Genomic DNA, 18778 nt, shown 5'->3' on the forward strand with positions numbered 1-18778 from the left:
GCGATCAGTCTTTTCCGCCCGCCTTCTTGCCGCCTTGCGACGGCGCGTCCCTTTCCTTGTCGTCGCTCGCTTTCTCGCCCGCTTTCGCCTTCTCGCTCAGATGGCGGTTGGTGAAGCGGGCATTGCCAAGGCCGGTGCCGATGGTGAGCACGCCCCACCGGTCGACATCCTGCATGAACGGCACTTCGCTCAGCCCCTGAACGACAGCATCATTGTGCATCAGCACGGTGGTCTCGTTGCCGCCGATCGATGGGATCGCGTCCCACAGTGCCGCCGGCAGGTGAAAGCGCGAGCTCTCCCAATTGCCCGGCAGGTTCTGGGCGCCGTTCTCGATCGTACCATCGCCGGCGATGGAGCCCGGACAGCCGACACCGATGAAGGGAGCCAGGCGAAGATCGTCCTTTTCCGCCTGCGCGATGAGCTTTTCGAGCATGCCCACCAGTTTCTGGACCGCCTGCTCGCGGCTCGGGTCGTCGTCGCCGTGGCGCCAGAGCTCGAACGAGCGCACGCGGGCCTTCGACAGGTCGTCCGCCTTGTCGAGGTTGAGCCGGACGATGCCGCAGCGGATGTTGGTGCCGCCGATGTCGATGGCGAGAATGTCGTCGAAGCTGGCGAACATCCAGCTCGGCGCGAGATGGGCGGCGCCGATGAGACCGGCCTCGTCGGGATCGTGCCGGATGGGGCGCATCTCGATGTCGATGCCCTCGGCCCGCGCCAGCAATTCCGTGCGGGCGACCGCAATCTCGGCAAAGCGGCCCGCCTTTAGCCCGCCGCCGATGACGATGCGCTGCGTGTCCCGCCATTCCTTGGTGCGCAGGAAGCGGCGGACGACGGAGAACAGCTCCTGCGCATATTCCTCGATGGCGCTGTGAATGATCGCCTGCTCGTGCGGCTTGCCCTCGGCCAGCGCCTCGTCGATCTCCGTCTTGGAAAGCTCGGCGGTGGGCTTCTCACCGAGCACCGACAGCTTGCGGTCACCCAGATCGCGCCAGCGGTCAAAGATTTCGAAGAAGGCGGCGCGGCGGGCGCGGTCGCCGATGAAACCGTCCTCGTCGCGCAACTGGGCATTGAACCCGTCGACCTTGACCTGCGGCAGTGTGGAGGCGCCGTGAACCGCGACCTCGGGCGGCAAAGGCCCGGCCTTGCGTGCTGCCGTCTTGGACATTGATGTCTCTCCCCGCCCATTCGTTGCGTGTCGTCATGAACGAACGAAAGGGACGGGGCGTTCCATTGCCCTGCGAGCCGGCCTTGCCAGGTGCGGATCAGGACCGCTTGCGGCCGGAGGGCGTCACGGAAGCCGGCGCTTCGGCTATCTTGGGCTCTGCGGCGGCCTTGCGGGCCTTCGTGGCCTTTGGCTTGGCAGCGGCGACCGAGACCCCCGATTCGGGTGCGGTTGTTGCACCAGCAGCCGGAGGCGCGGCCTCAGGAGCCGCCTCGGTGGAGGCGTCTACCGTCGCCGGGGCCGGCTGGCCTTCTTCCTGCAGCACGATTTCGACAGCGCGGAACCAGTGTTCCCCATCGCGGCCATGGGGGTATCCCTCCTGCTCCCAAAGCCGGTAGGCCCATTCACGGATACGCGTCTCTCGCTCGGTCATGGCGGGTCCCCTGCAACAGATGGCTGCAGCGTGTACCGTCCGGCAACGCTGCGCCACAGCAAAGGTGTCGCACGCCTATGAAAAGCGGAAGACGGAAGACTACGTGTCGCCCCCTCGGCCGACTGCGGCCGGCCGTTCGGCGCCTCAGTCGCGCAGGCTGCGATAGGCGGCCTGAAGGGTCTGGAAGGCGTTGAACCGGCGTGCGTGCCAGTCGCGCGTTTGCACGCTCGGCGTGTACACCACCTCGATCTCCGACATGGACGACATGGCGCCGGCAAAGCTGTCATAGCGACCGGCGGCGACGGCGCCGAGAATGGCGGAGCCGAGCAGCACCGGCTCCGGCGACGAGGTGGCGGCGACGTTCACCTGGGCCGCGTCGGCTAGCACCTGACGCACCAGCCCGCTCTGCCCGGCACCGCCGGAGACGACCACCATGTCGGTGCGCGCGCCCTTGGCAGCCTGGGCATCGAGGATCTGCCGCAGCCCGTAGCCGATGCCGGCCAGCCCCGCCATGTAGAGGCCGACGAGGCTGTCGAGGCCCTCATCCATGCCGAGCCCGGCGACGATGCCGCGCGCGAGATGGTCGGCGAACGGAGCGCGATTGCCGAGGAATTCCGGCACCACATGCAGCGTGCCGGCGAGTTCGGCGATGGCGCTGGCGCCGCCCGCCGCCTCGGCTTGCTGGGCGAGCCACACATTAAGGCCCTGTCCCTGCGCACTGGCGCGTTCCAGCGCCTGCGGCGCGGCGGGGTGCAGGCGCACCAGCCGGTCGATGGCCGCGCCGGCGGCGGATTGGCCGCCCTCGTTGAGCCAGAAGTCCGGCACCATGGCCGAATAATACGGCCCCCACACGCCCGGCACGAAGGCCGGCTCGGTGGTGGTGAGCAACGTGCAGGCCGAGGTGCCGAACACATAGGCCATGCGGTTCAGCACGCCGCCATTGCCGCCGCGCGCGCCGACCGTGCCGATGCCGCCGGCATGGGCGTCGATGAGGCCGGCCGCCACCGCCGTGCCGGGGGCAAGGCCGAGTTCCGCCGCCGCCGGCGCCGTCAGCCCCGCACCCAGCGGCGTGCCGGCGGCGACAATCTGGGTACCGATCCTCTCGAAGCCGTCATCCGCCAAGGCGGCGAGACCGATCTTGCTGAAATAGCCCTCGTCCCAACGCTGCTCATGGGCGAGATAGGTCCATTTGCAGGTGACGGTGCAGACCGAGCGGGCGAGGCTGCCGGTGGCCTTCCAGGTGAGGAAGTCGGCAAGGTCGAGAAACTGCCACGCGCCGTCGAAAGTAGCGGGAAGCTCCTCGCGCAGCCACAGCAGCTTGGGCGTCTCCATCTCCGGCGAGATAGTGCCCCCGACATAGTCCAGCACCGGGCTGCCGAGCGCATTGATGCGGTCGGCCTGCCCGGTGGCGCGGTGGTCCATCCATACGATGACATTGCGGGCGGCATCGCCATGCCGGCCGACGGGCAGCGGCTGTCCGCCCGCGCCGAGCACAACAAGCGAACAGGTGGCATCGAAGCCGATGCCGGCAATGTCGGCGGGGCCCAGGCCGGCCTTGTCGAGCGCCTCCTTCACGCAGGCGCAGACGCAGGCCCAGATGTCGTCGCTCGATTGCTCGACGATATCGCCCGGCTCCTTCCACATGCGGATGTCGCGCTTGGCGACGGCGAGCTGCCGGCCGTCACCGTCGAATATGCCGGCGCGCACGCTGCCAGTGCCGACATCGATTCCCGCGAAGCATCCGCCCATGGCCTAGAGGTCCGTTCCGTTCGGCACGATCACCAGATCGCGAATAGTCACGTTACGCGGCCGCGTCAGCATGAAGATGACGCAGTCCGCCACTTCCTTTGCTTCCATCAGGGCGCCGGAGGCAAGGGCCTCGTCGAGCTTGGCCTGCGGCCAATCCTTGATCAGGGCGGTGACCACCGGGCCGGGAAGCACCGCGCCGACGCGGATGCCATGCTTGGCGACCTGCCGGCGGGTGGTGTGGACGAAGGCCTGCACGGCGAATTTCGAGGCGGTGTAGATCGGCTCCCACACCACGGGCACGACGCCGGCGATGGAGGACGTAAACAGCACGTCGCCGCCCTTCTGCGCCACCATGTGCGGCAGCACCGCCTGCACGGTGCGGAAGGCGGCGTTGATGTTGAGGTTCAGCACCCTGTCCCACATGTCGGGATCGCCCTCTACCACGTCGCCGCCAATATAGGCGCCGGCATTGGCGTGGAAGATGTCGAGCCCGCCGCACCTGTCCAGGATCTGCGGCAGCATGGTGGCGACACTTGCGGGGTCGAGCAGGTCCACGACCACCGGCACCGCCTTCGGGCCGAGCTCCGCGCAGAGCGCGGCCAGCGTGTCGCCGGCGCGATCGACCAGGGCGACGGTGGCGCCCTCGTTCAGCATGGCTCGGGCGCATTCGAGCCCGATGCCCGACGCCGCGCCGGTGATGGCGGCCACCTTGCCTTCAAGCCGGTTTGCCATGTGAGAGCTCCGATGAAGTTGTCAGACGCCCGATCGAGCGGGCGGAAGAAGGCTGTTTTGCCCCTCTCCCTGGCGGGGAGAGGGGGCTTGCCGCGCCTCAGCCCGGCATCACGATCTGCAGCTTCACATCCGTCGGCAGCCCCTTGGCGGCGCGGTCGAACGCCTCGATGCTGCGAGCAAAGTCGAAGGTCTCGGAGATCAGCGGCTTGAGATCGACCTTGCCAGAAGCGATGAGATTCACCGCGCGATCGAAATTATTGGCGTAGCGGAATACGGTCTCGATCCGCGCTTCCTTGATGATCGCCGCCGCCACGTCGAACTTCGTCGTCTCCACCGGCATGCCGATCAGCACAAGCGTGCCGCCCGGGCGGACGATGTCGAACAGCCCCTCATAGGCGCGCGGCGAGCCGCTGGCCTCGAACACCACATCGGCGCCCCAGCCCTCGGTCTCTTCCGCGATCACCTCGTTGAGCGGACGCTCGGTGATGTTGACCGGGTGGATGCCGGGATACTGGCCGGCGATGGCCAGCTTGGGTGCGGACAGGTCGGAGATGTAGACGCGCGAGCAGCCACCCGCGAGTGCGGCGAGTGCCGTCATGATGCCTATCGGGCCGCAGCCGATCACCACGCCAACATCGCCGGGAGTGATGCGCGCGCGCGTCGCCGCCTGCAGGCCGACCGCGAAGGGCTCGACCATCGCCCCCTCCGCGAAGGAGACGTTCGCCGGCAGCTTGTAGGTGAAAGCGGCAGGGTGGACTACCTCGGGGGTCAGCACGCCATGGATCGGCGGAGTCGCCCAGAAGCGCACATCCGGGTCGACATTGTAGATGCCGAGCTTGGTGGCGCGCGAATTCATGTTCGGCACGCCCGGCTCCATGCACACCCGGTCGCCGACCTTGAGGTTCTTCACATGGGCGCCGACGGCGGTGATGGTGCCGGCCGCCTCATGGCCGAGCACCATGGGCTCGCGCACCACAAAGGAGCCGATGGCGCCGTGGGTGTAGTAATGCACGTCGCTGCCGCAGACGCCGACCGTGTGGATGGAAATCTTCACGTCGTCCGGGCCGACCTCCATCGGGAGATCGATGTCGCGAAGGGAGAGCTCGCCCTTCTTTTCGAGAACCAGTGCCTGCACCATGGGGCGTGTCCTGCTGGAGTTGCCGTCGTCGGCAGCGCTCAGAGAGCGAGGCCGGCGGCGTCGAAGAGATAGATGTGGGTGGGGTCGATGCCGAGGGTGAGGGCATCGCCCGGCTTGAGGTTCGGCCGGCCCGGGGTGAGCGCGATGATCGGCTCTCCTTCCGAGCGGGCGTAGAGCTGCGTCGAGCCGCCGAGGCTCTCGGCGAAGTCGAGCGTCAGCGCCAGCACCGGATTGCCGGTGTTGACGGTGAGATGCTCGGGCCGCAGGCCCACCGTCACCGGGGCGCCGACCTTGGCGCGGGCGGCGGCCGGCGTGTCGAGCGTGAGCGTGCCGCCGGCGAAGGTCGGGTGCTCCAGCGCGAGGGTGCTTCCCGTGACGGAAGCCACCTTGGCGTTGATGAAGTTCATCTTCGGCGAACCGATGAAACCGGCGACGAAGGTGTTGGCCGGGGTGTCGTAAAGCTCGGTCGGCGAGCCGATCTGCTCGACGAGGCCGGCGCGCAGCACCACGATGCGGTCCGCCAGCGTCATCGCCTCCACCTGGTCATGGGTGACATAGACCATGGTGGCGCCCAGCGCCCGGTGCAGCTTGGCGATCTCCACCCGCATCTGCGAGCGCAGCTCGGCATCGAGATTGGACAGCGGCTCGTCGAACAGGAACAGCTTGGGGTGGCGCACGATGGAGCGCCCGATGGCGACGCGCTGGCGCTGCCCGCCGGAAAGGGCGCGCGGCTTGCGCTCCAGCAGCGCTTCCAGCTGCAGGATGCGCGCGGCCTCCAGCACCTGCGCCTTGATCTCGGCCTCCGGCTTCTTCGCCATGCGCAGGCCGAACGCCATGTTCTCGAACACGCTCATATGTGGGTAGAGCGCATAGGACTGGAACACCATGGAAACCTCGCGCTTGGCGGGCTCCTCATAGGTCACGTCGCGGCCGTCGATATAGAGCTCGCCGGAGCTGACATCCTCCAGGCCGGCGATCATGCGCAGCAAGGTGGACTTGCCGCAGCCCGAGGGACCCACGAACACGACGAACTCGCCCTTGGTGGCCTCGAAGCTGACGCCCTTGATGACGGCGGCATCGCCATAGTTCTTCTTGATGTTGTCCAGTCGCAGGAAGGTCATCGTGCAGTCTCCAGATAGGCCGGCCGCAAGGGTCCGGCGGCCGTCCATCAGCTCTCAAGCAGCGCGTTGGCGCAGCGCTCATCCGTTACCAGTCGTTTCACATAGCCGGCGCGCAGGATCGCCCGCACGATCGGCACCTTGTAGAGCCCGCCCGAGGCGAGGATCGAGTGGCGCACCGGGCTCAGTTCGTGCGGCGCCAGCGACAGCACGCGCTCATTGAGGGGGTGGTCCACCGGCCGCCCCTCGGCATCGAGGAACATGCCGAGCAGGTCGCCCACCGCGCCCGCGGCCCGCAGGCTGTCGATGTTTTCCGAGACGGTCTGCGTCTGCACGAGCAGCGAACGGGTTGTCATGTCGCCGCAGGACAGCAGGGCGACGTCCACGGTGCGCGCGCGGCGCATGGTCTCGCTGATACCGTGGTGGGATAGCAGCATGGTGCGGCTTTCCGGGGTCGGGAAATACAGCGGCGCGGCGAGATAGTAGCACTCGGCCGAAATGGCGCGGGCATAGCCGGTGGCGACCTCGAAGGTGCTGGATCCCGAGCCCCGGGTTAGCCCACCCATCACCGAGGTCACCCAGCTTTCCGCCATCGGGCGGGCGGTGACGCGCTTCAGCCCGGCGGCCAGCGTCTTGCCCCAGCCGACGCCGAGGCCCATGCCGTTCTCCAGCAGCGTGTCGAGCAGGCCGCCGGCGGCCTCGCCGATCACCCGCTGCTGTTCGCTCTCGTCCGGCAGCGCCGGGACGACGGTGACGTGTTCAAGGCTGAAATGGGCCTTCAGCTTCTCTTCGGCCTCGATGCAATCGGCCATGGGCAGGCGGATGTCGATGAAGACGGAGCCGTCGGAGCGCACCTGGCCAAGGATCTTGTTGGTGCGCAGCCGGGTGAGGCCGAGCTGGTCGGCTATCTCCTGCTGGGTCAGGCCGCCGATGAAATAGAGCCACGCCACGCGCGCACGGATCTGCGCGGCTTCCGCGTCCTGCGGCCCCGCCGGTCTTCCGCGCTCGCGTGCACCGCCGTTCATCGCATCCCCTTCACGCCAAAGCTTGCTTGAGACGCGCGCAGGTCGTCTCCAGCGCGTCCAGGATCGACCGGCTGTCGTGCTCGAACGGATAGAACACTTCGAGGAACACCGGCGCCGGGGCGATGCCGGTGCGGCGCAGCAGGGCGGCGGCCTCGGCCGGGTCGACCCTGCCGGGCACGGTGAAGTCCCAATGGCGGTCGAGCGCGTAGTCAGTCTGCTGTATATGGACGGCGGTGATGACGTCGGAAAGCCCGCGGAACCAGGGCTCCATGCCGCCATCCTCCTCGCCATAGAGCGGCGCGAAGGTGCCGTGCCCCCAGTCAACGCAGAGTCGCCACGGCACGGCGCTGTCGGCCGTGTCGCTCATCATCTGCCGCGCCTGCTCGACGCTCCACGGCCATTCGCGGCGCAGCGGCGTCGGCTCGACATAAAGCTCGGTCAATCCCTCGGCGGCGGCGCGCTCGCCGAGCCGGTGCATGCGGGCGATCAGCTCCGCATAATCGGCCGCGTCCAGCGCGTCCGCCTCGCTGCCGTCGAGCCGCGCGGGGATGGCGCCGAGCGGGCCGCCGACGCGGGAAATGCCGGCCAGCGCGGCGAAGCGATAGGCTCGCCCGAGCCAGTATTCGGCATAGTTGCGCACGGCCGGATCGGGGTGCAGCAGCTGGTTGAACGTGTAATGGGCGAGGCCGATGAAGGCGCTGTGAAGCGTGATGCCGGTGGCTTCCGTCGCGCGCCTGATGTCGGCGGCGTGGCGATCGACGATGGCGTCCGGCCACATCGGGTCGACGATGTCGAGGGAGAACTGCGCGAGGTCCAGCCCGAGCCGCTCGCGCACCACCGGCACCCACAGTTCCGGCGTCACCCAGCGCTTCGTGCAGAAGCCGAGATTGATGCCGAAGGGGATCGGCGCCTGCGCCATGTCGCCGCTCACTTGGTCGCTCCCATGGTCAGGCCGCGCACCATATGGCGGGAGACGATGAGGGCGAAGATCGTCACCGGCAGCACGATCACCGTGCCGGTGGCCATGATCTTGCCCCAGGGCAGCTCATAGCCGGACATGAAGCTGGTGGCGACCACCGGGGCGGTCTGCACGGCGCGGCGCGTCAGCACCAGCGCATAGAGCAGCTCGTTCCACGAGAAGATGAAGGAGAAGATCGCCGACACAGCGATGCCCGGCGCGCCGAGCGGCAGGTAGATCTTGCGGAAGATGGTGAACTGGTCGGCACCGTCGAGCCGCGCCGCCTGTTCGAGATCGGGCGGGATCGACTTGAACTGGTCGGTGACGATCCACACCACGATCGGCAGCTGGAAGGTGAGATAGATGAGGATCAGCACCAGATGCGTGTCGAGCAGCCCGGTCTGGATCGCCAGCAGGTACACCGGCAGCGCCAGCACGATCGGGCTGATCATGCGGTTGGAGATGAACCAGAACCACAAATCCGACTTGCCGCGGAACTCGTACCGGGCCAGCGCGAAGGCGGCGGGAGCGCCGAGGATGACGGCGAGCAGGGTCGAGCAGGTGGCCACGATCAGCGAATTGATGATCGCCCCGCTGACCTTCGTGTCGGCGAAAATCTCGGCATAGTTCTGCAGCGTCGGGGTGAAGAACCACACCGGCGGCGAGGACAGGATGTCGGCCTGGGTCTTGAAGCTGGCTGACACCATCCAGAAGAACGGAAACAGCGAGAAGATGACGACCGCCGTCAGGCCGAGGGCGTGGAGGAGCTTGCCGGACGAGAAACGCATCAGTTGACCTCCCGATAGAGGACGCGGATGTAGAGGCGGCTGATGAGGATGGTGAGGATCAGCAAGAGGATCGCCTGCGCCGAGGCGGTGCCGAGATCGAAGATGCGGAAGCCCACGCGCTGGATGTAGATCGAGATCAGGTCGGTGGCCGAGCCCGGCCCGCCGCGTGTCATCACGAACACCATGTCGAACAGCTTCAGCACGTCGGCCGAGCGCAGGATCATCACGGCGGTGAGGCCGGGCAGCAGATAGGGCAGCTGCACATAGCGCAGCAGCGCCAGCTTCGACGAGGTCTCAAGCCGCGCCGCTTCCTCGATCTCGCCCGGCACCATGGAGAGGCCGGCGAGGAAGATGAGCGCGCAGAACGGCGTCCACTGCCACACATCCATGATGACGATGGCGGCGAAGGCGCCGTCGGGCGTCGAGAGCCAGTCGATCGGGCCGAGGCCGGCGAAGGAGAGGAACTGGTTGGCGACGCCGAAATCGCGGTTGAAGATCAGGCGGCCGATGAGACCCACCACGGCGTAGGTGGTGGCCAGTGGGACGACCAGTGTGACGCGTGCGAGCGACTTGAGCAGGCCCATGCCGGGCTTGTGCAGCAGCAGCGCGATGGCGAGCCCGAGCACCACCTGGACCGGCAGCACGGTGACGTAGAACTTGGCGGTGAGGAACAGCGACGACCAGAACGTGCTGTCGGTCAGCACGCCGACGTAATTGTCAAAGCCGACGAACGGGAACCCGTCGCGCGGCCGGGTGATGTTGTACTGCCGGAACGAGGTGACCAGCGCGAACAGCGTCGGGTAGATACCGATCAGCAGCAGCGTCAGCACGGCCGGCGCGAGAAACCACAGCGGCGTCCAGCGGCCATAGCCCCGGTTGGGCTTGCGTCGTGCGGCGGTTGTCGCGGCCTCGCTCATGGCGTCATCCCTATGGCGTCTTGCTGGATCAGTGCCCGGAACGATGGTCCGGTCACTCCAGGTTCGTATGGTTGGCGCGCATCTGCGCCGGCGTCACGCCCAGCCGCTCGCGCAGGCCGAGGATCACGATCTCGAACAATACGTACAGCGCGCCCTCATAGAGCGAGCCCATCGGCAGCACCGCGCTGGCGGTCGCGCCTTGGTCGCTGGCCATGGTCTGCGCCGGCACGGTAAGCACGACATCGGCACGGGCGGCGGCGGCGCCGCCCGGCTCGGCGGTGACCAGAAGCGTGCGGGCGCCAGCGGCGCGGGCTTCGCCCATCAGGGCGGAAACGGTGGAGAAATCGCCCGGCCCGGCGGAGACGACCAGCACATCGCCCGGCCCCACCGGCGGCGTGGTCATGTCGCCCACCATGGCCGCCTTGCGGCCGAGATGGAACAGGCGCATGGCGAGCCCCTTGATCTGCAGGCCCTCGCGGCCGACGCCATAGAGCGCGATGCGGTGGGCACCGGCGATCTCGCGAATGGCGGCATCAAGCTCGTCGCTGCGCACCTTGTCGAGGCAGGCGCGGATTTCATCCAGCGCCCGGCCGTGAAGAGTGGTCATGTCGTCGGATCCCGGAACGCCTGGGAAGGAAGTGGGCGGATGCCGCTTCGCGGGTTGCAGCATCCGCCCGGAGGCCGGCGGCGCGGGAGAGAGGCCCCGCCGCCGGCTTCAACTCACTGGAGGAGCTTCTTCTTGCCGTCGTAGTAGCCTTCCTTGCCGAGGATGGCTTCCATGCGGGTTCCAATCTCCTTGGAGCCGCCTTCGACGGTGACCTCACCCAGCATCATCTTGGAACCCCACTCGGCGACGATCTCGGAGATCGCCGGCCAGGCCGGGAAGCGCGGACGATATTCGGGAACGCCGGCCTGCCACGAGGCGACCATCGGCTCGACGAACTTGAACTTCTTGATGTCCGGGTCGTTGTAGACCGCCATGCGGCCGGAGACGCCGCCGGCCTCGACATAGGCTTTGGCGATTTCTTCGGACGTTGCCCACTGGATGAACAACCAGGTGGCCTTCTGCTGCTCGGGGGTCGCCTGCGCGGCGACGGCGAGCGAGAAGCCGCCCAGTGCGGGCAGGCGGCCGGCCGGGCCGGCGGGCTCGGGAGCCACGGCGAGGCAGTCGCCGAGCTTGGAGGTCGCCGGGTCGGCGAGGGTCGAGTAGAAGGCCGACCATTCGGTGATCATCGCCACCTGGCCCTGGGCCAGCGCGTTCACCGATTCCGCGTGATCGAAGGAAACCACGCCGGGCGGCTGATACTTGAGCAGGTCCTGACGGAAGTTCAGGCCGGCCTGGCTCTCCTTGCTGAGCAGGTTCGACTTGAATTCCTTGTTCAGCAGCGAACCGCCGAAGGGCCACAGGAAGCGCATGAAGCTGTCGGCCGACTGGGTCTCGCCACGGCGCGACTGCAGGGCGTAGGCGTACTGGTTCTTGGAGGCGTCGGTGAGCTTGGGACCGTAGACGGTCATCACCTCTTCCCAGGTCGCCGGAGGCTTGTCGAAGCCCGCTTCCTTGAGCTTGCAGGAATTATAGAACAGCAGGCCGGAATAATTGTCGAAGGGCAGGCCATAGACCGTGCCGCCCCACGAGCCGAAGGCTTCCAGCAGCAGCGGGAAGAAGCCGTCGAGCTTCAGGTTGGGGTCGGTGACTGCCTTGTCCTTGGCGAGGTCGTCGACCGGCACCAGCCAGCCATTCTCCGCGAACTCGCCCATCCACACCAGATCGACCAGTGCCATGGTAAGGTCGCCCTGCGAGGTGAAGTTCAGAACTTCCTTCTCGCGCGCGTTCTCGTAGGGAACGATCTCGTAATTGACCTTGATGCCGGTCTTTTTCTCGAACTCCGGCAGCAGCTTGATGATGGCGCGATAGCCCGGACGGTCGAGGAAGATGCCGTTGACTTCGGTGCCCTTCAGGGGCTTGGCCGCCTCTTCGAGCCAGTCGGCCATGGCCGCGACGGGCATGGTTGCCGTTGCCGCCGCAAGGGCGACGACGCTGGCGCAGATTTTCAATGCACGCTTCATGGTTTCCTCCTGAAATGGCGCAGCGCCACGGTTCGGGCGAGGCCGACATGCGGACGGTTCGGACCGTCTCTCGTCTTGGCGGCGGGGCGGGCCGTCTCCGGCGCCGCGCCCTCCGCAGTTCCGCCGGACGTGCCGGCCTAACCCTTGTCCGGCGCTTTTCGAGAAGCCCGGCAGCGACGACAGTGCCGTCGCGACGACGAAAGCGATACATTTGTATTCTGAAATATGCAATAGCATCGGGGACGGGTAAGGTGGCCGACGCGTGGCAGTCAACAAGCGTGGAGACGGGCAGGATGGCAGCAGGGAATGAAGCGGGCACCGATCCGCTCCTCATTCGGCAGGCCTTGGCCGAAAAGCTGGCGCGCGGAGCGGGTGCGCGGGCGCGGAAATTCTTCCTTCAGCGCGACACGCTGCACCCGGAGCTGAAATCCGATTCGCAGGATCTGGTCAGCGAGGCCGATCGCAGCATCGAAGCCTGGCTGCGCCGCGCCATAGGCCGGCAGTTTCCCGGCGACGGCATCGTCGGGGAGGAAGAGGCTGCCACGGAGGGCACGTCCGGCTTCGTCTGGGTGATCGACCCGATCGACGGCACCATGCCCTTCCTCGTCGGCCAGCCCAACTGGACGGTGTCGATCGGGCTCGCGCGGGGAACCGAGCCGGTGGCCGGCGTCATCTATGCGCCGATGCTGCGCGAGCTTTATTCGGCCGTCGCCGGCGGCGGCGCCCGGCTGAACGGGCGCGTGCTGACGATGAACCCGGACTGGACCATCGCCTCCACCACCATCGGCTTCGGCGCCACCCAGAAGGCCCCGGCCAAGGAGGTTGGCGCGTTCGTGGAAGGGCTGTATCGCGGCGGCGGCGTGCTGTTCCGCGTCGGCTCCGGCGCGCTCATGCTGGCCTATGTCGCCGCCAACCGCCTCGCCGGCTATTACGACCCGACGCTGCATTGCTGGGACTGCTGGGCCGGCATTGTGCTGGTGCGCGAGGCCGGCGGGCTGGTGACCTTCGACGGCGACTTCACCCACCCCGGCGCCATGTGGGCCGGAAACGCCAAGGTGCACGCCGAGCTGCGCCGGCTGAGCGGGCGCGGTTAGCCGCCCGCAGCGCGACCGGTTGCGCATTCGGTCATCTTTACTTCGAACAGGGTCAATCAGCCCGTCCCCCGGTCGATAGGCTTTCCCCTGCGATGCCGGTCCTGCGGCATGATCGCCAATCGAGGGAACAGCAATGATTTCACGCATTCTCGTGACTTGCGTCGCCTTATCCGCCACGCTCCTGTCGACCTCTGCCTTCGCTGTGGACCCGGCCGCCTGCGCGAAGCCCCGCTTCTCCGATGTCGGCTGGACCGACATCACCGCCACCACCGCGATGGCCAGCGAACTCCTGAAAAATCTCGGCTACACGCCCAATGTCGCGGTGCTCTCCGTCGCCATCACCTTCAAGGCGCTGGAAAATGGCGACCGCGACATCTTCCTCGGCAACTGGATGCCGCTGCAGGAGCCGACGCAGGTGCCGCTGGTGAAGGCCGGCAAGATCGACGTCGTCGCCACCAATCTCGACGGCGCCCGCATCGGCTTCGCCACCTCCAGGGCCGCCTATGATGCCGGCCTCAAGACCTATGCCGACATCGCCAAGTTCAAGGACAAGCTGCAGGGCAAGATCTACGGCATCGAGGCCGGCAGCGGCGCCAACGCCACCATCTCCAAGATGATCACCGACAACACCTTCGGGCTGAAGGGCTTCGATCTCGTCGAGTCCAGCGAGCAGGCCATGCTCTCGCAGGTCGGCCACCGCATCAAGCAGGGCGAGCCGGTGGTGTTCTTCGGCTGGCGTCCGCACCCGATGAACGTCAACCTGCCGATCGCCTATCTCGCCGACGGCAATGACGTCTTCGGCCCGAAGGATGGCGGCGCCACGGTGCTGACCCTCACCCGGCCGGGCTATGCCAAGGAATGCCCGAATGTCGGCAAGCTGCTCACCAACCTCGTCTTCGACGTGGCGATGGAGGACCGGCTGATGAGCGACATCCTCGACAAGAACATGCAGCCCGAGGCGGCGGTTACCGCGTGGATGAAGGAGAACCCGGCAACCGTCGACACATGGCTCGCCGGCGTCACCACGCTCGACGGCAAGCCCGGCGCGGCGGCGGTGAAGTCCGGCCTCGGTCTCTGAGACGCTACAGGCGTTGACGGCGCGCCGCCGAGGGTGGCGCGCCGAACTGCCGCCGGAATGCCCGCGACAGCGAGGCGATGGCGGAAAAGCCGGTGCGCTCGGCGATGTCGGCGATCGGCAGATTGGTGTCGAGCACCAGCCGCCGTGCCGCCTTGAGCCGCAGCGTGACGTAATAGGCGCCCGGCGACACATCCACCGTCTTCAGGAACAGCGTTTCCAGCCCGCGCGTCGAAACGCCCACCCGTCGCGCAATGGCGGCAACCGTCAGCGGCCGGTCGATATGCGTCTCCATCATGCGGATGGCGTCGGCCACGCGCGGCTCGTGCTGGCGGATGCGGCCGAGCGAGACGATGGGCTGCACGTCCGATCCCGTGCGCACTTCCTCATAGATGTAGAGGCTGGCGACATCGAGCGCGGCGGAATAGCCGTGCCGGGCGCGGATCAGCGCCAGCATGCAGTCGAGCGCCGGGGTGGCGCCGCCGGTGGTGAACACCGGCTCGTCCACCACGAAGCGGTCCGGCTGCACGTCGGTTTCGGGGAAGCGGGCGGCAAAGTCTTCCAGGTCCTCCCAATGGGTGGTGGCGCGCTTGCCGTCGAGCAGCCCGGCAAAGCCCATGAGCCACGAGCCCGATTCGATGCCCCCCGTCGCGGCCGAGCGCTTGGCCCCGGCACGGATCGCCTTGAGGATCGGCGGGGTGGCGAAGCGCGCTGCCTCGAACGCAGCCACCACCATCAGCACGTCCTGCCGCGCGCCGGCGTCGAAGGCGCCCTCCACCGGGATCGGCAGGCCGCAGCTCGCGGTCGGCATCTTGCCGTCCATCGACACCAGCTTCCAGCGAAAGGCCGGTCGCCCCAGCACCCGGTTGGCGCCGCGCATCGGGTCCAGCGTCGCCGCCAGCGAGAGCAGCGACAGGCCGGGGAACAGCAGCAGCGTGACGTCCAGCGCGTCGTCGGAATGGGTAAAGATCATCGCTTCGCAGAATGAAAAACGGGTTGCGCAAATAGTTGCGTCACGTCTTCGCTTTGCCGTCAAGCTCCCGCCATGCGTTCAGGAGCCATGCCATGCCTTTGCAGATGAATCGCGACGTCTTCATCACCTGCGCCGTCACCGGTGCCGGCGATACGGTGGGACGCTCGGCGCACGTGCCGGTGACCCCGCAGCAGATCGCCGAGAGCGCCATCGATGCGGCCAAGGCCGGCGCGGCGGTGGTGCACTGCCATGTGCGCGACCCCGAAACCGGCGCCGCCTCGCGCCGGCTCGAGCTCTACCGCGAGGTCACCGACCGCATCCGCGCGGCGGAGGTCGACGTGGTGCTGAACCTCACCGCCGGCATGGGTGGCGACCTCGTCTTCGGCAATGTCGAGGCGCCGTTTCCGCTCAACCAGAAGGCCACCGACATGGCCGGCGCCACCGAGCGCGTCGCCCATGTCGCGCAGTGCCTGCCGGAGATCTGCACGCTCGACTGCGGCACGATGAACTTCAACCTCGGCGACTACGTCATGACCAACACGCCCTCGATGCTGCGCGAGATGGCGCGGCAGATGACGGCGCTGGGCGTGCGGCCGGAGATCGAGGCGTTCGACACCGGGCATCTGTGGTTCGCCAAGCAGCTGGCCGAGGAGGGGCTGATCGAGGATCCCGTGCTGATCCAGCTCTGCATGGGCATTCCGTGGGGCGCGCCGGACGACCTCAACACGTATCTGGCGATGGTCAATAATGTGCCCGCCAGCTGGACCTTCTCGGCCTTCTCCATTGGCCGTAACGCTATGGCCTATCCGGCTGCGGCGGTGCTGGCGGGCGGCAATGTGCGTGTGGGGCTGGAGGACAACCTCTATGCCGGCAAGGGCCAGCTCGCCACCAACGCCCAGCTCGTCGAGAAGGCGGCGACGGTGGTAGCCAACATGGGCGCACGCCTCATTGGCCCGGCCGAGGTGCGCGAAAAGCTGAAGCTGGTGAAGCGCTGAGGAGACGTTGATGTCCGCCCTTTCTCCCATCTCCCGCGCCGCCTGCATCGGCGGCGGCGTCATCGGCGGCGGCTGGATCGCCCGTTTCCTGCTCGCCGGCATCGACGTGAAGGTGTTCGATCCGCACCCCGACGCGCAGCGCATCGTGGCCGAGGTGCTGGCCAATGCCGAGCGCGCCTATGGCCTGCTCACCGGCGCGCCGCTGCCGCCGCGCGGCACCCTCACCTTCTGCGCCAGCCTCAGCGAGGCGGTGGCGGACGCGCAATGGGTGCAGGAGAGCGTGCCCGAGCGGCTGGACCTCAAGCGCCGCGTGCTGGCGGAAATCGATGTCGGCGCGCCGCCGGAGGCGCTGCTGGGCTCTTCCACCTCCGGCCTCAAGCCGACCGATCTTCAAGAGGGGCTGGCCCATCCCGGCCGGCTCTTCGTCGCCCACCCCTACAACCCGGTGTACCTGCTGCCGCTGGTCGAGATTGTCGGTGGGGCACAGACCGTGCCGGCCACCATCGCGCAGGCCAAGGCCGTGCTCGACGCCATCGGCATGAAGGGCGTGGTCATCGCCCGCGAGATCGAGGCATTCGTGGGCGACCGGCTGCTGGAGGCGCTGTGGCGCGAAGCGCTCTGGCTGATCAAGGACGACATTTGCGACGTCGAGACGCTGGACGACGTGATCCGCTATTCCTTCGGCCTGCGCTGGGCGCAGATGGGCCTGTTCCAGACCTACCGCATCGCCGGTGGCGAGGCCGGCATGCGTCATTTCCTCGCCCAGTTCGGCCCCTGCCTGCAATGGCCATGGACCAAGCTCACCGACGTGGTCGACCTCGACGACGCTCTGGTGGAGAAGATCGGTGCGCAGTCGGACGCGCAGGCGGGTGGCCTAAAGATCCGCGAGCTGGAGCGCATCCGCGACGAGAATCTCGTCGGCATCGTGCAGGCGCTGAAAGCCGGCCGGGGCGGCGAGGGCTGGGGCGCCGGCAAGCTGCTGAAGGATTTCGAGCAGAAGCTGATGGCGCAGGCCGGCGGCGCGGCCGCGCCGGGCATCGCTTCGCCGCTTGTGCTGCTGGAGACCCGCGTCTCGCCGGCCTGGATCGACTATAATGGCCACATGACCGAGCACCGCTATTTGCAGGTGTTCGGCGACGCCAGCGACGCGCTGCTGCGCCGGATCGGCGTCGACCTCGCCTATGTCGAGGCCGGGCACAGCTACTACACGGTGGAAACCCATCTTCGGCATCTCGATGAGGCCAAGCTGGGCGAGGCACTGGTGGTGACCACGCAGGTGCTGGCCAGCGACGAAAAGCGCCTGCATCTCTTCCACCGGCTTTTCGCGGGCTCTGAGCGTCGCGAAATCGCCACCGGCGAGCACATGCTGCTGCACGTGGATGCCAAGGCGGGGCGTGCCGCCCCAGCGGCGGCGCATGTGCTGGCGAAGGTCAATGCCATCGCCGATGCGCATGCGGCGATGGCGCGGCCGGATGCGGCCGGGCGGGCCATTGGCCAGAAGGTATCTGCGGCCGCATGAGGCCAGTCGCCAAAAATACCTTCGCGACGTAGCCTGCGGCGGGAACAGCGCGCGGGCCCGTGCGTTTTCTCCACGGTTTTATCTGGGGCTATGGGAGAAATAGCATGGAAGACGCACAGATTGGCTGGATCGCCGCCATCATCATCGGCGGTCTGGCAGGCTGGATCGCCTCGGCGATCATGAAGACCGGCACCGGCATTTTCCTCAATATCGTGCTCGGCATTATCGGCGCGGCGATTGCCAGCTTCCTTTTCGGCCTGATCGGCGTCGGCTTCGGCGGCTGGCTGGGCTATCTGGTGGCCGGCGTGCTCGGCGCGTGTATCCTCATCGGCCTGGTGAGGGCGGTACGAAACTGACGTGCAGCAACGCACGCGGAAGAGGGCGCCCCCGGGCGCCCTCTTTTGTTCGGGCGGCCCGATCAGAAACCGCTCTTGACCCGCAGATGCGTGTGCTCATGGGTCGAACTCTGGTTGTGGACGTGGTGCGCGGCATCTTCCGCCACCGGGATCAGGCTGAGCGCGCCGTGCATCACCCCGCGCTCCAGAAACAGCGCCTGCGCATAAGTAGAGATGTCGGTGACCTGCCCGCGCATCACCGTCACATCGATCGACGTCGTGTGGTCGAGGGGGACTGACAGGGCCGCTACCGTCTGGTCGTGCCGGTCAAGCCGGCCCTGCGGCACGCGGGAGGCCAGGTTGCGCACCGATTGGTCGATGGCGCAGCTGATGACGCCGAAGCAGGGAGCCTGCGCCGGGCCGTCCGGGCGGGCGGAAAGGCCCCGGCGCACCAGGTCGCGTATCGCCTCGGAGCGGCTGGTCGCGCCGGTTTCCTGCATGTACGCGTCCAGCTCTGCGGCCAGCTCGTCGTCAATGGCGATGGTGATCCGCTGCATGGGCTGCTCCGTCCGGCGATGCCTGCCATGTTAGCATAGCGAGCCGAGAGGATTCAGGGCGTCGGGCGTCATGCGCGCTTGCCGCCGCGCCGCGCCGTCGGGTATGATTTTTTGAATCATATTTCATAATGCGCGAGGTTGCC

19 protein-coding genes are annotated in these 18778 nt (G+C 67.3%); 5 read left to right on the forward strand and 14 right to left on the reverse strand.

Features of this window, described 5'->3' with window-relative positions:
* Nucleotides 1-4: 4 nt before the first annotated feature.
* The 12 genes from ACQY76_RS14135 to ACQY76_RS14190 form a co-directional block, all read right to left on the reverse strand.
* Complete coding sequence (locus ACQY76_RS14135) at nucleotides 5-1165, reverse strand: ROK family protein (RefSeq protein WP_428029372.1); 1161 nt, start codon at nucleotides 1163-1165, stop codon at nucleotides 5-7.
* Nucleotides 1166-1262: 97 nt separating this feature from the next.
* On the reverse strand, nucleotides 1263-1595 hold the full coding sequence (locus ACQY76_RS14140) for a DUF2934 domain-containing protein (RefSeq protein WP_428029373.1): 333 nt from the start codon (nucleotides 1593-1595) through the stop codon (nucleotides 1263-1265).
* Nucleotides 1596-1739: 144 nt separating this feature from the next.
* Entirely contained in the window at nucleotides 1740-3344 is a 1605-nt protein-coding gene (locus ACQY76_RS14145) for an FGGY-family carbohydrate kinase (RefSeq protein WP_428029374.1), read from the reverse strand.
* 3 nt (nucleotides 3345-3347) lie between these two features.
* Nucleotides 3348-4076 carry an SDR family oxidoreductase gene (locus ACQY76_RS14150; protein ID WP_428029375.1) on the reverse strand — a complete coding sequence of 243 codons (729 nt, stop codon included), beginning with the start codon at nucleotides 4074-4076 and terminating at the stop codon, nucleotides 3348-3350.
* Between the two features lie 97 nt (nucleotides 4077-4173).
* Nucleotides 4174-5211 carry an NAD(P)-dependent alcohol dehydrogenase gene (locus ACQY76_RS14155; protein WP_428033016.1) on the reverse strand — a complete coding sequence of 346 codons (1038 nt, stop codon included), beginning with the start codon at nucleotides 5209-5211 and terminating at the stop codon, nucleotides 4174-4176.
* A 41-nt stretch (nucleotides 5212-5252) separates the two neighbouring features.
* Nucleotides 5253-6335, reverse strand: a complete 1083-nt coding sequence (locus ACQY76_RS14160; RefSeq protein ID WP_428029376.1) for an ABC transporter ATP-binding protein — start codon at nucleotides 6333-6335, stop codon at nucleotides 5253-5255.
* Between the two features lie 47 nt (nucleotides 6336-6382).
* Nucleotides 6383-7357 (reverse strand): sugar-binding transcriptional regulator, encoded by a 975-nt coding sequence (locus ACQY76_RS14165; RefSeq protein WP_428029377.1) that lies wholly within the window; start codon nucleotides 7355-7357, stop codon nucleotides 6383-6385.
* Nucleotides 7358-7367: 10 nt separating this feature from the next.
* Nucleotides 7368-8288: a sugar phosphate isomerase/epimerase family protein gene (locus tag ACQY76_RS14170; protein WP_428029378.1), complete on the reverse strand. Its 921-nt coding sequence runs from the start codon at nucleotides 8286-8288 to the stop codon at nucleotides 7368-7370.
* Nucleotides 8285-9103, reverse strand: coding sequence for a carbohydrate ABC transporter permease (locus ACQY76_RS14175; RefSeq protein ID WP_428029379.1), 819 nt, complete (start codon nucleotides 9101-9103; stop codon nucleotides 8285-8287). Before ACQY76_RS14175 ends, ACQY76_RS14170 begins: the two co-directional genes overlap by 4 nt.
* The gene (locus ACQY76_RS14180) at nucleotides 9103-10020 is read right to left on the reverse strand and encodes a carbohydrate ABC transporter permease (RefSeq protein WP_428029380.1); all 918 of its coding nucleotides are present in this window, start codon (nucleotides 10018-10020) and stop codon (nucleotides 9103-9105) included. The genes ACQY76_RS14175 and ACQY76_RS14180 overlap by 1 nt, the downstream gene beginning before the upstream one ends.
* Before the next feature lie 52 nt (nucleotides 10021-10072).
* Entirely contained in the window at nucleotides 10073-10627 is a 555-nt protein-coding gene (locus ACQY76_RS14185; RefSeq protein WP_428029381.1) for an SIS domain-containing protein, read from the reverse strand.
* A 113-nt stretch (nucleotides 10628-10740) separates the two neighbouring features.
* Nucleotides 10741-12087 (reverse strand): ABC transporter substrate-binding protein, encoded by a 1347-nt coding sequence (locus ACQY76_RS14190; protein WP_428029382.1) that lies wholly within the window; start codon nucleotides 12085-12087, stop codon nucleotides 10741-10743.
* 293 nt (nucleotides 12088-12380) lie between these two features.
* Between ACQY76_RS14190 and ACQY76_RS14195 the strand changes: the two genes are divergently transcribed.
* Complete coding sequence (locus ACQY76_RS14195; RefSeq protein WP_428029383.1) at nucleotides 12381-13181, forward strand: inositol monophosphatase family protein; 801 nt, start codon at nucleotides 12381-12383, stop codon at nucleotides 13179-13181.
* 133 nt (nucleotides 13182-13314) lie between these two features.
* Nucleotides 13315-14259, forward strand: a complete 945-nt coding sequence (choX, locus tag ACQY76_RS14200; protein WP_428029384.1) for a choline ABC transporter substrate-binding protein — start codon at nucleotides 13315-13317, stop codon at nucleotides 14257-14259.
* A gap of 4 nt (nucleotides 14260-14263) precedes the next feature.
* On the opposite strand, the gene ACQY76_RS14205 is transcribed toward choX, so the two are convergent.
* Nucleotides 14264-15229 (reverse strand): GlxA family transcriptional regulator, encoded by a 966-nt coding sequence (locus ACQY76_RS14205; RefSeq protein ID WP_428029385.1) that lies wholly within the window; start codon nucleotides 15227-15229, stop codon nucleotides 14264-14266.
* Nucleotides 15230-15321: 92 nt separating this feature from the next.
* Here ACQY76_RS14205 and ACQY76_RS14210 point away from each other — a divergent pair, with 92 nt between their 5' ends.
* The 3 genes from ACQY76_RS14210 (at nucleotide 15322) to ACQY76_RS14220 (ending at nucleotide 18099) form a co-directional block, all read left to right on the forward strand.
* Nucleotides 15322-16224, forward strand: coding sequence for a 3-keto-5-aminohexanoate cleavage protein (locus ACQY76_RS14210; protein WP_428029386.1), 903 nt, complete (start codon nucleotides 15322-15324; stop codon nucleotides 16222-16224).
* 10 nt (nucleotides 16225-16234) lie between these two features.
* Nucleotides 16235-17743 carry a carnitine 3-dehydrogenase gene (locus ACQY76_RS14215; RefSeq protein ID WP_428029387.1) on the forward strand — a complete coding sequence of 503 codons (1509 nt, stop codon included), beginning with the start codon at nucleotides 16235-16237 and terminating at the stop codon, nucleotides 17741-17743.
* Between the two features lie 104 nt (nucleotides 17744-17847).
* The gene (locus ACQY76_RS14220) at nucleotides 17848-18099 is read left to right on the forward strand and encodes a GlsB/YeaQ/YmgE family stress response membrane protein (protein ID WP_428029388.1); all 252 of its coding nucleotides are present in this window, start codon (nucleotides 17848-17850) and stop codon (nucleotides 18097-18099) included.
* A gap of 62 nt (nucleotides 18100-18161) precedes the next feature.
* Here ACQY76_RS14220 and nikR read toward each other — a convergent pair whose 3' ends face one another.
* Nucleotides 18162-18635, reverse strand: a complete 474-nt coding sequence (gene nikR / locus ACQY76_RS14225; RefSeq protein ID WP_428029389.1) for a nickel-responsive transcriptional regulator NikR — start codon at nucleotides 18633-18635, stop codon at nucleotides 18162-18164.
* Nucleotides 18636-18778 lie beyond the last annotated feature (143 nt).

This window comes from Ancylobacter sp., assembly GCF_965279025.1.
GTDB lineage: Bacteria > Pseudomonadota > Alphaproteobacteria > Rhizobiales > Xanthobacteraceae > Ancylobacter.

Bases quoted from the DNA above. Each gene is read 5' to 3' on its own strand.
- ACQY76_RS14135 (WP_428029372.1), bottom strand. From the start codon at position 1,165: ATGTCCAAGACGGCAGCACGCAAGGCCGGGCCTTTGCCGCCCGAGGTC.
- ACQY76_RS14140 (WP_428029373.1), bottom strand. From the start codon at position 1,595: ATGACCGAGCGAGAGACGCGTATCCGTGAATGGGCCTACCGGCTTTGG.
- ACQY76_RS14145 (WP_428029374.1), bottom strand. From the start codon at position 3,344: ATGGGCGGATGCTTCGCGGGAATCGATGTCGGCACTGGCAGCGTGCGC.
- ACQY76_RS14150 (WP_428029375.1), bottom strand. From the start codon at position 4,076: ATGGCAAACCGGCTTGAAGGCAAGGTGGCCGCCATCACCGGCGCGGCG.
- ACQY76_RS14160 (WP_428029376.1), bottom strand. From the start codon at position 6,335: ATGACCTTCCTGCGACTGGACAACATCAAGAAGAACTATGGCGATGCC.
- ACQY76_RS14165 (WP_428029377.1), bottom strand. From the start codon at position 7,357: ATGAACGGCGGTGCACGCGAGCGCGGAAGACCGGCGGGGCCGCAGGAC.
- ACQY76_RS14175 (WP_428029379.1), bottom strand. From the start codon at position 9,103: ATGCGTTTCTCGTCCGGCAAGCTCCTCCACGCCCTCGGCCTGACGGCG.
- ACQY76_RS14180 (WP_428029380.1), bottom strand. From the start codon at position 10,020: ATGAGCGAGGCCGCGACAACCGCCGCACGACGCAAGCCCAACCGGGGC.
- ACQY76_RS14185 (WP_428029381.1), bottom strand. From the start codon at position 10,627: ATGACCACTCTTCACGGCCGGGCGCTGGATGAAATCCGCGCCTGCCTC.
- ACQY76_RS14190 (WP_428029382.1), bottom strand. From the start codon at position 12,087: ATGAAGCGTGCATTGAAAATCTGCGCCAGCGTCGTCGCCCTTGCGGCG.
- ACQY76_RS14195 (WP_428029383.1), top strand. From the start codon at position 12,381: ATGGCAGCAGGGAATGAAGCGGGCACCGATCCGCTCCTCATTCGGCAG.
- choX (WP_428029384.1), top strand. From the start codon at position 13,315: ATGATTTCACGCATTCTCGTGACTTGCGTCGCCTTATCCGCCACGCTC.
- ACQY76_RS14205 (WP_428029385.1), bottom strand. From the start codon at position 15,229: ATGATCTTTACCCATTCCGACGACGCGCTGGACGTCACGCTGCTGCTG.
- ACQY76_RS14210 (WP_428029386.1), top strand. From the start codon at position 15,322: ATGCCTTTGCAGATGAATCGCGACGTCTTCATCACCTGCGCCGTCACC.
- ACQY76_RS14215 (WP_428029387.1), top strand. From the start codon at position 16,235: ATGTCCGCCCTTTCTCCCATCTCCCGCGCCGCCTGCATCGGCGGCGGC.
- ACQY76_RS14220 (WP_428029388.1), top strand. From the start codon at position 17,848: ATGGAAGACGCACAGATTGGCTGGATCGCCGCCATCATCATCGGCGGT.
- nikR (WP_428029389.1), bottom strand. From the start codon at position 18,635: ATGCAGCGGATCACCATCGCCATTGACGACGAGCTGGCCGCAGAGCTG.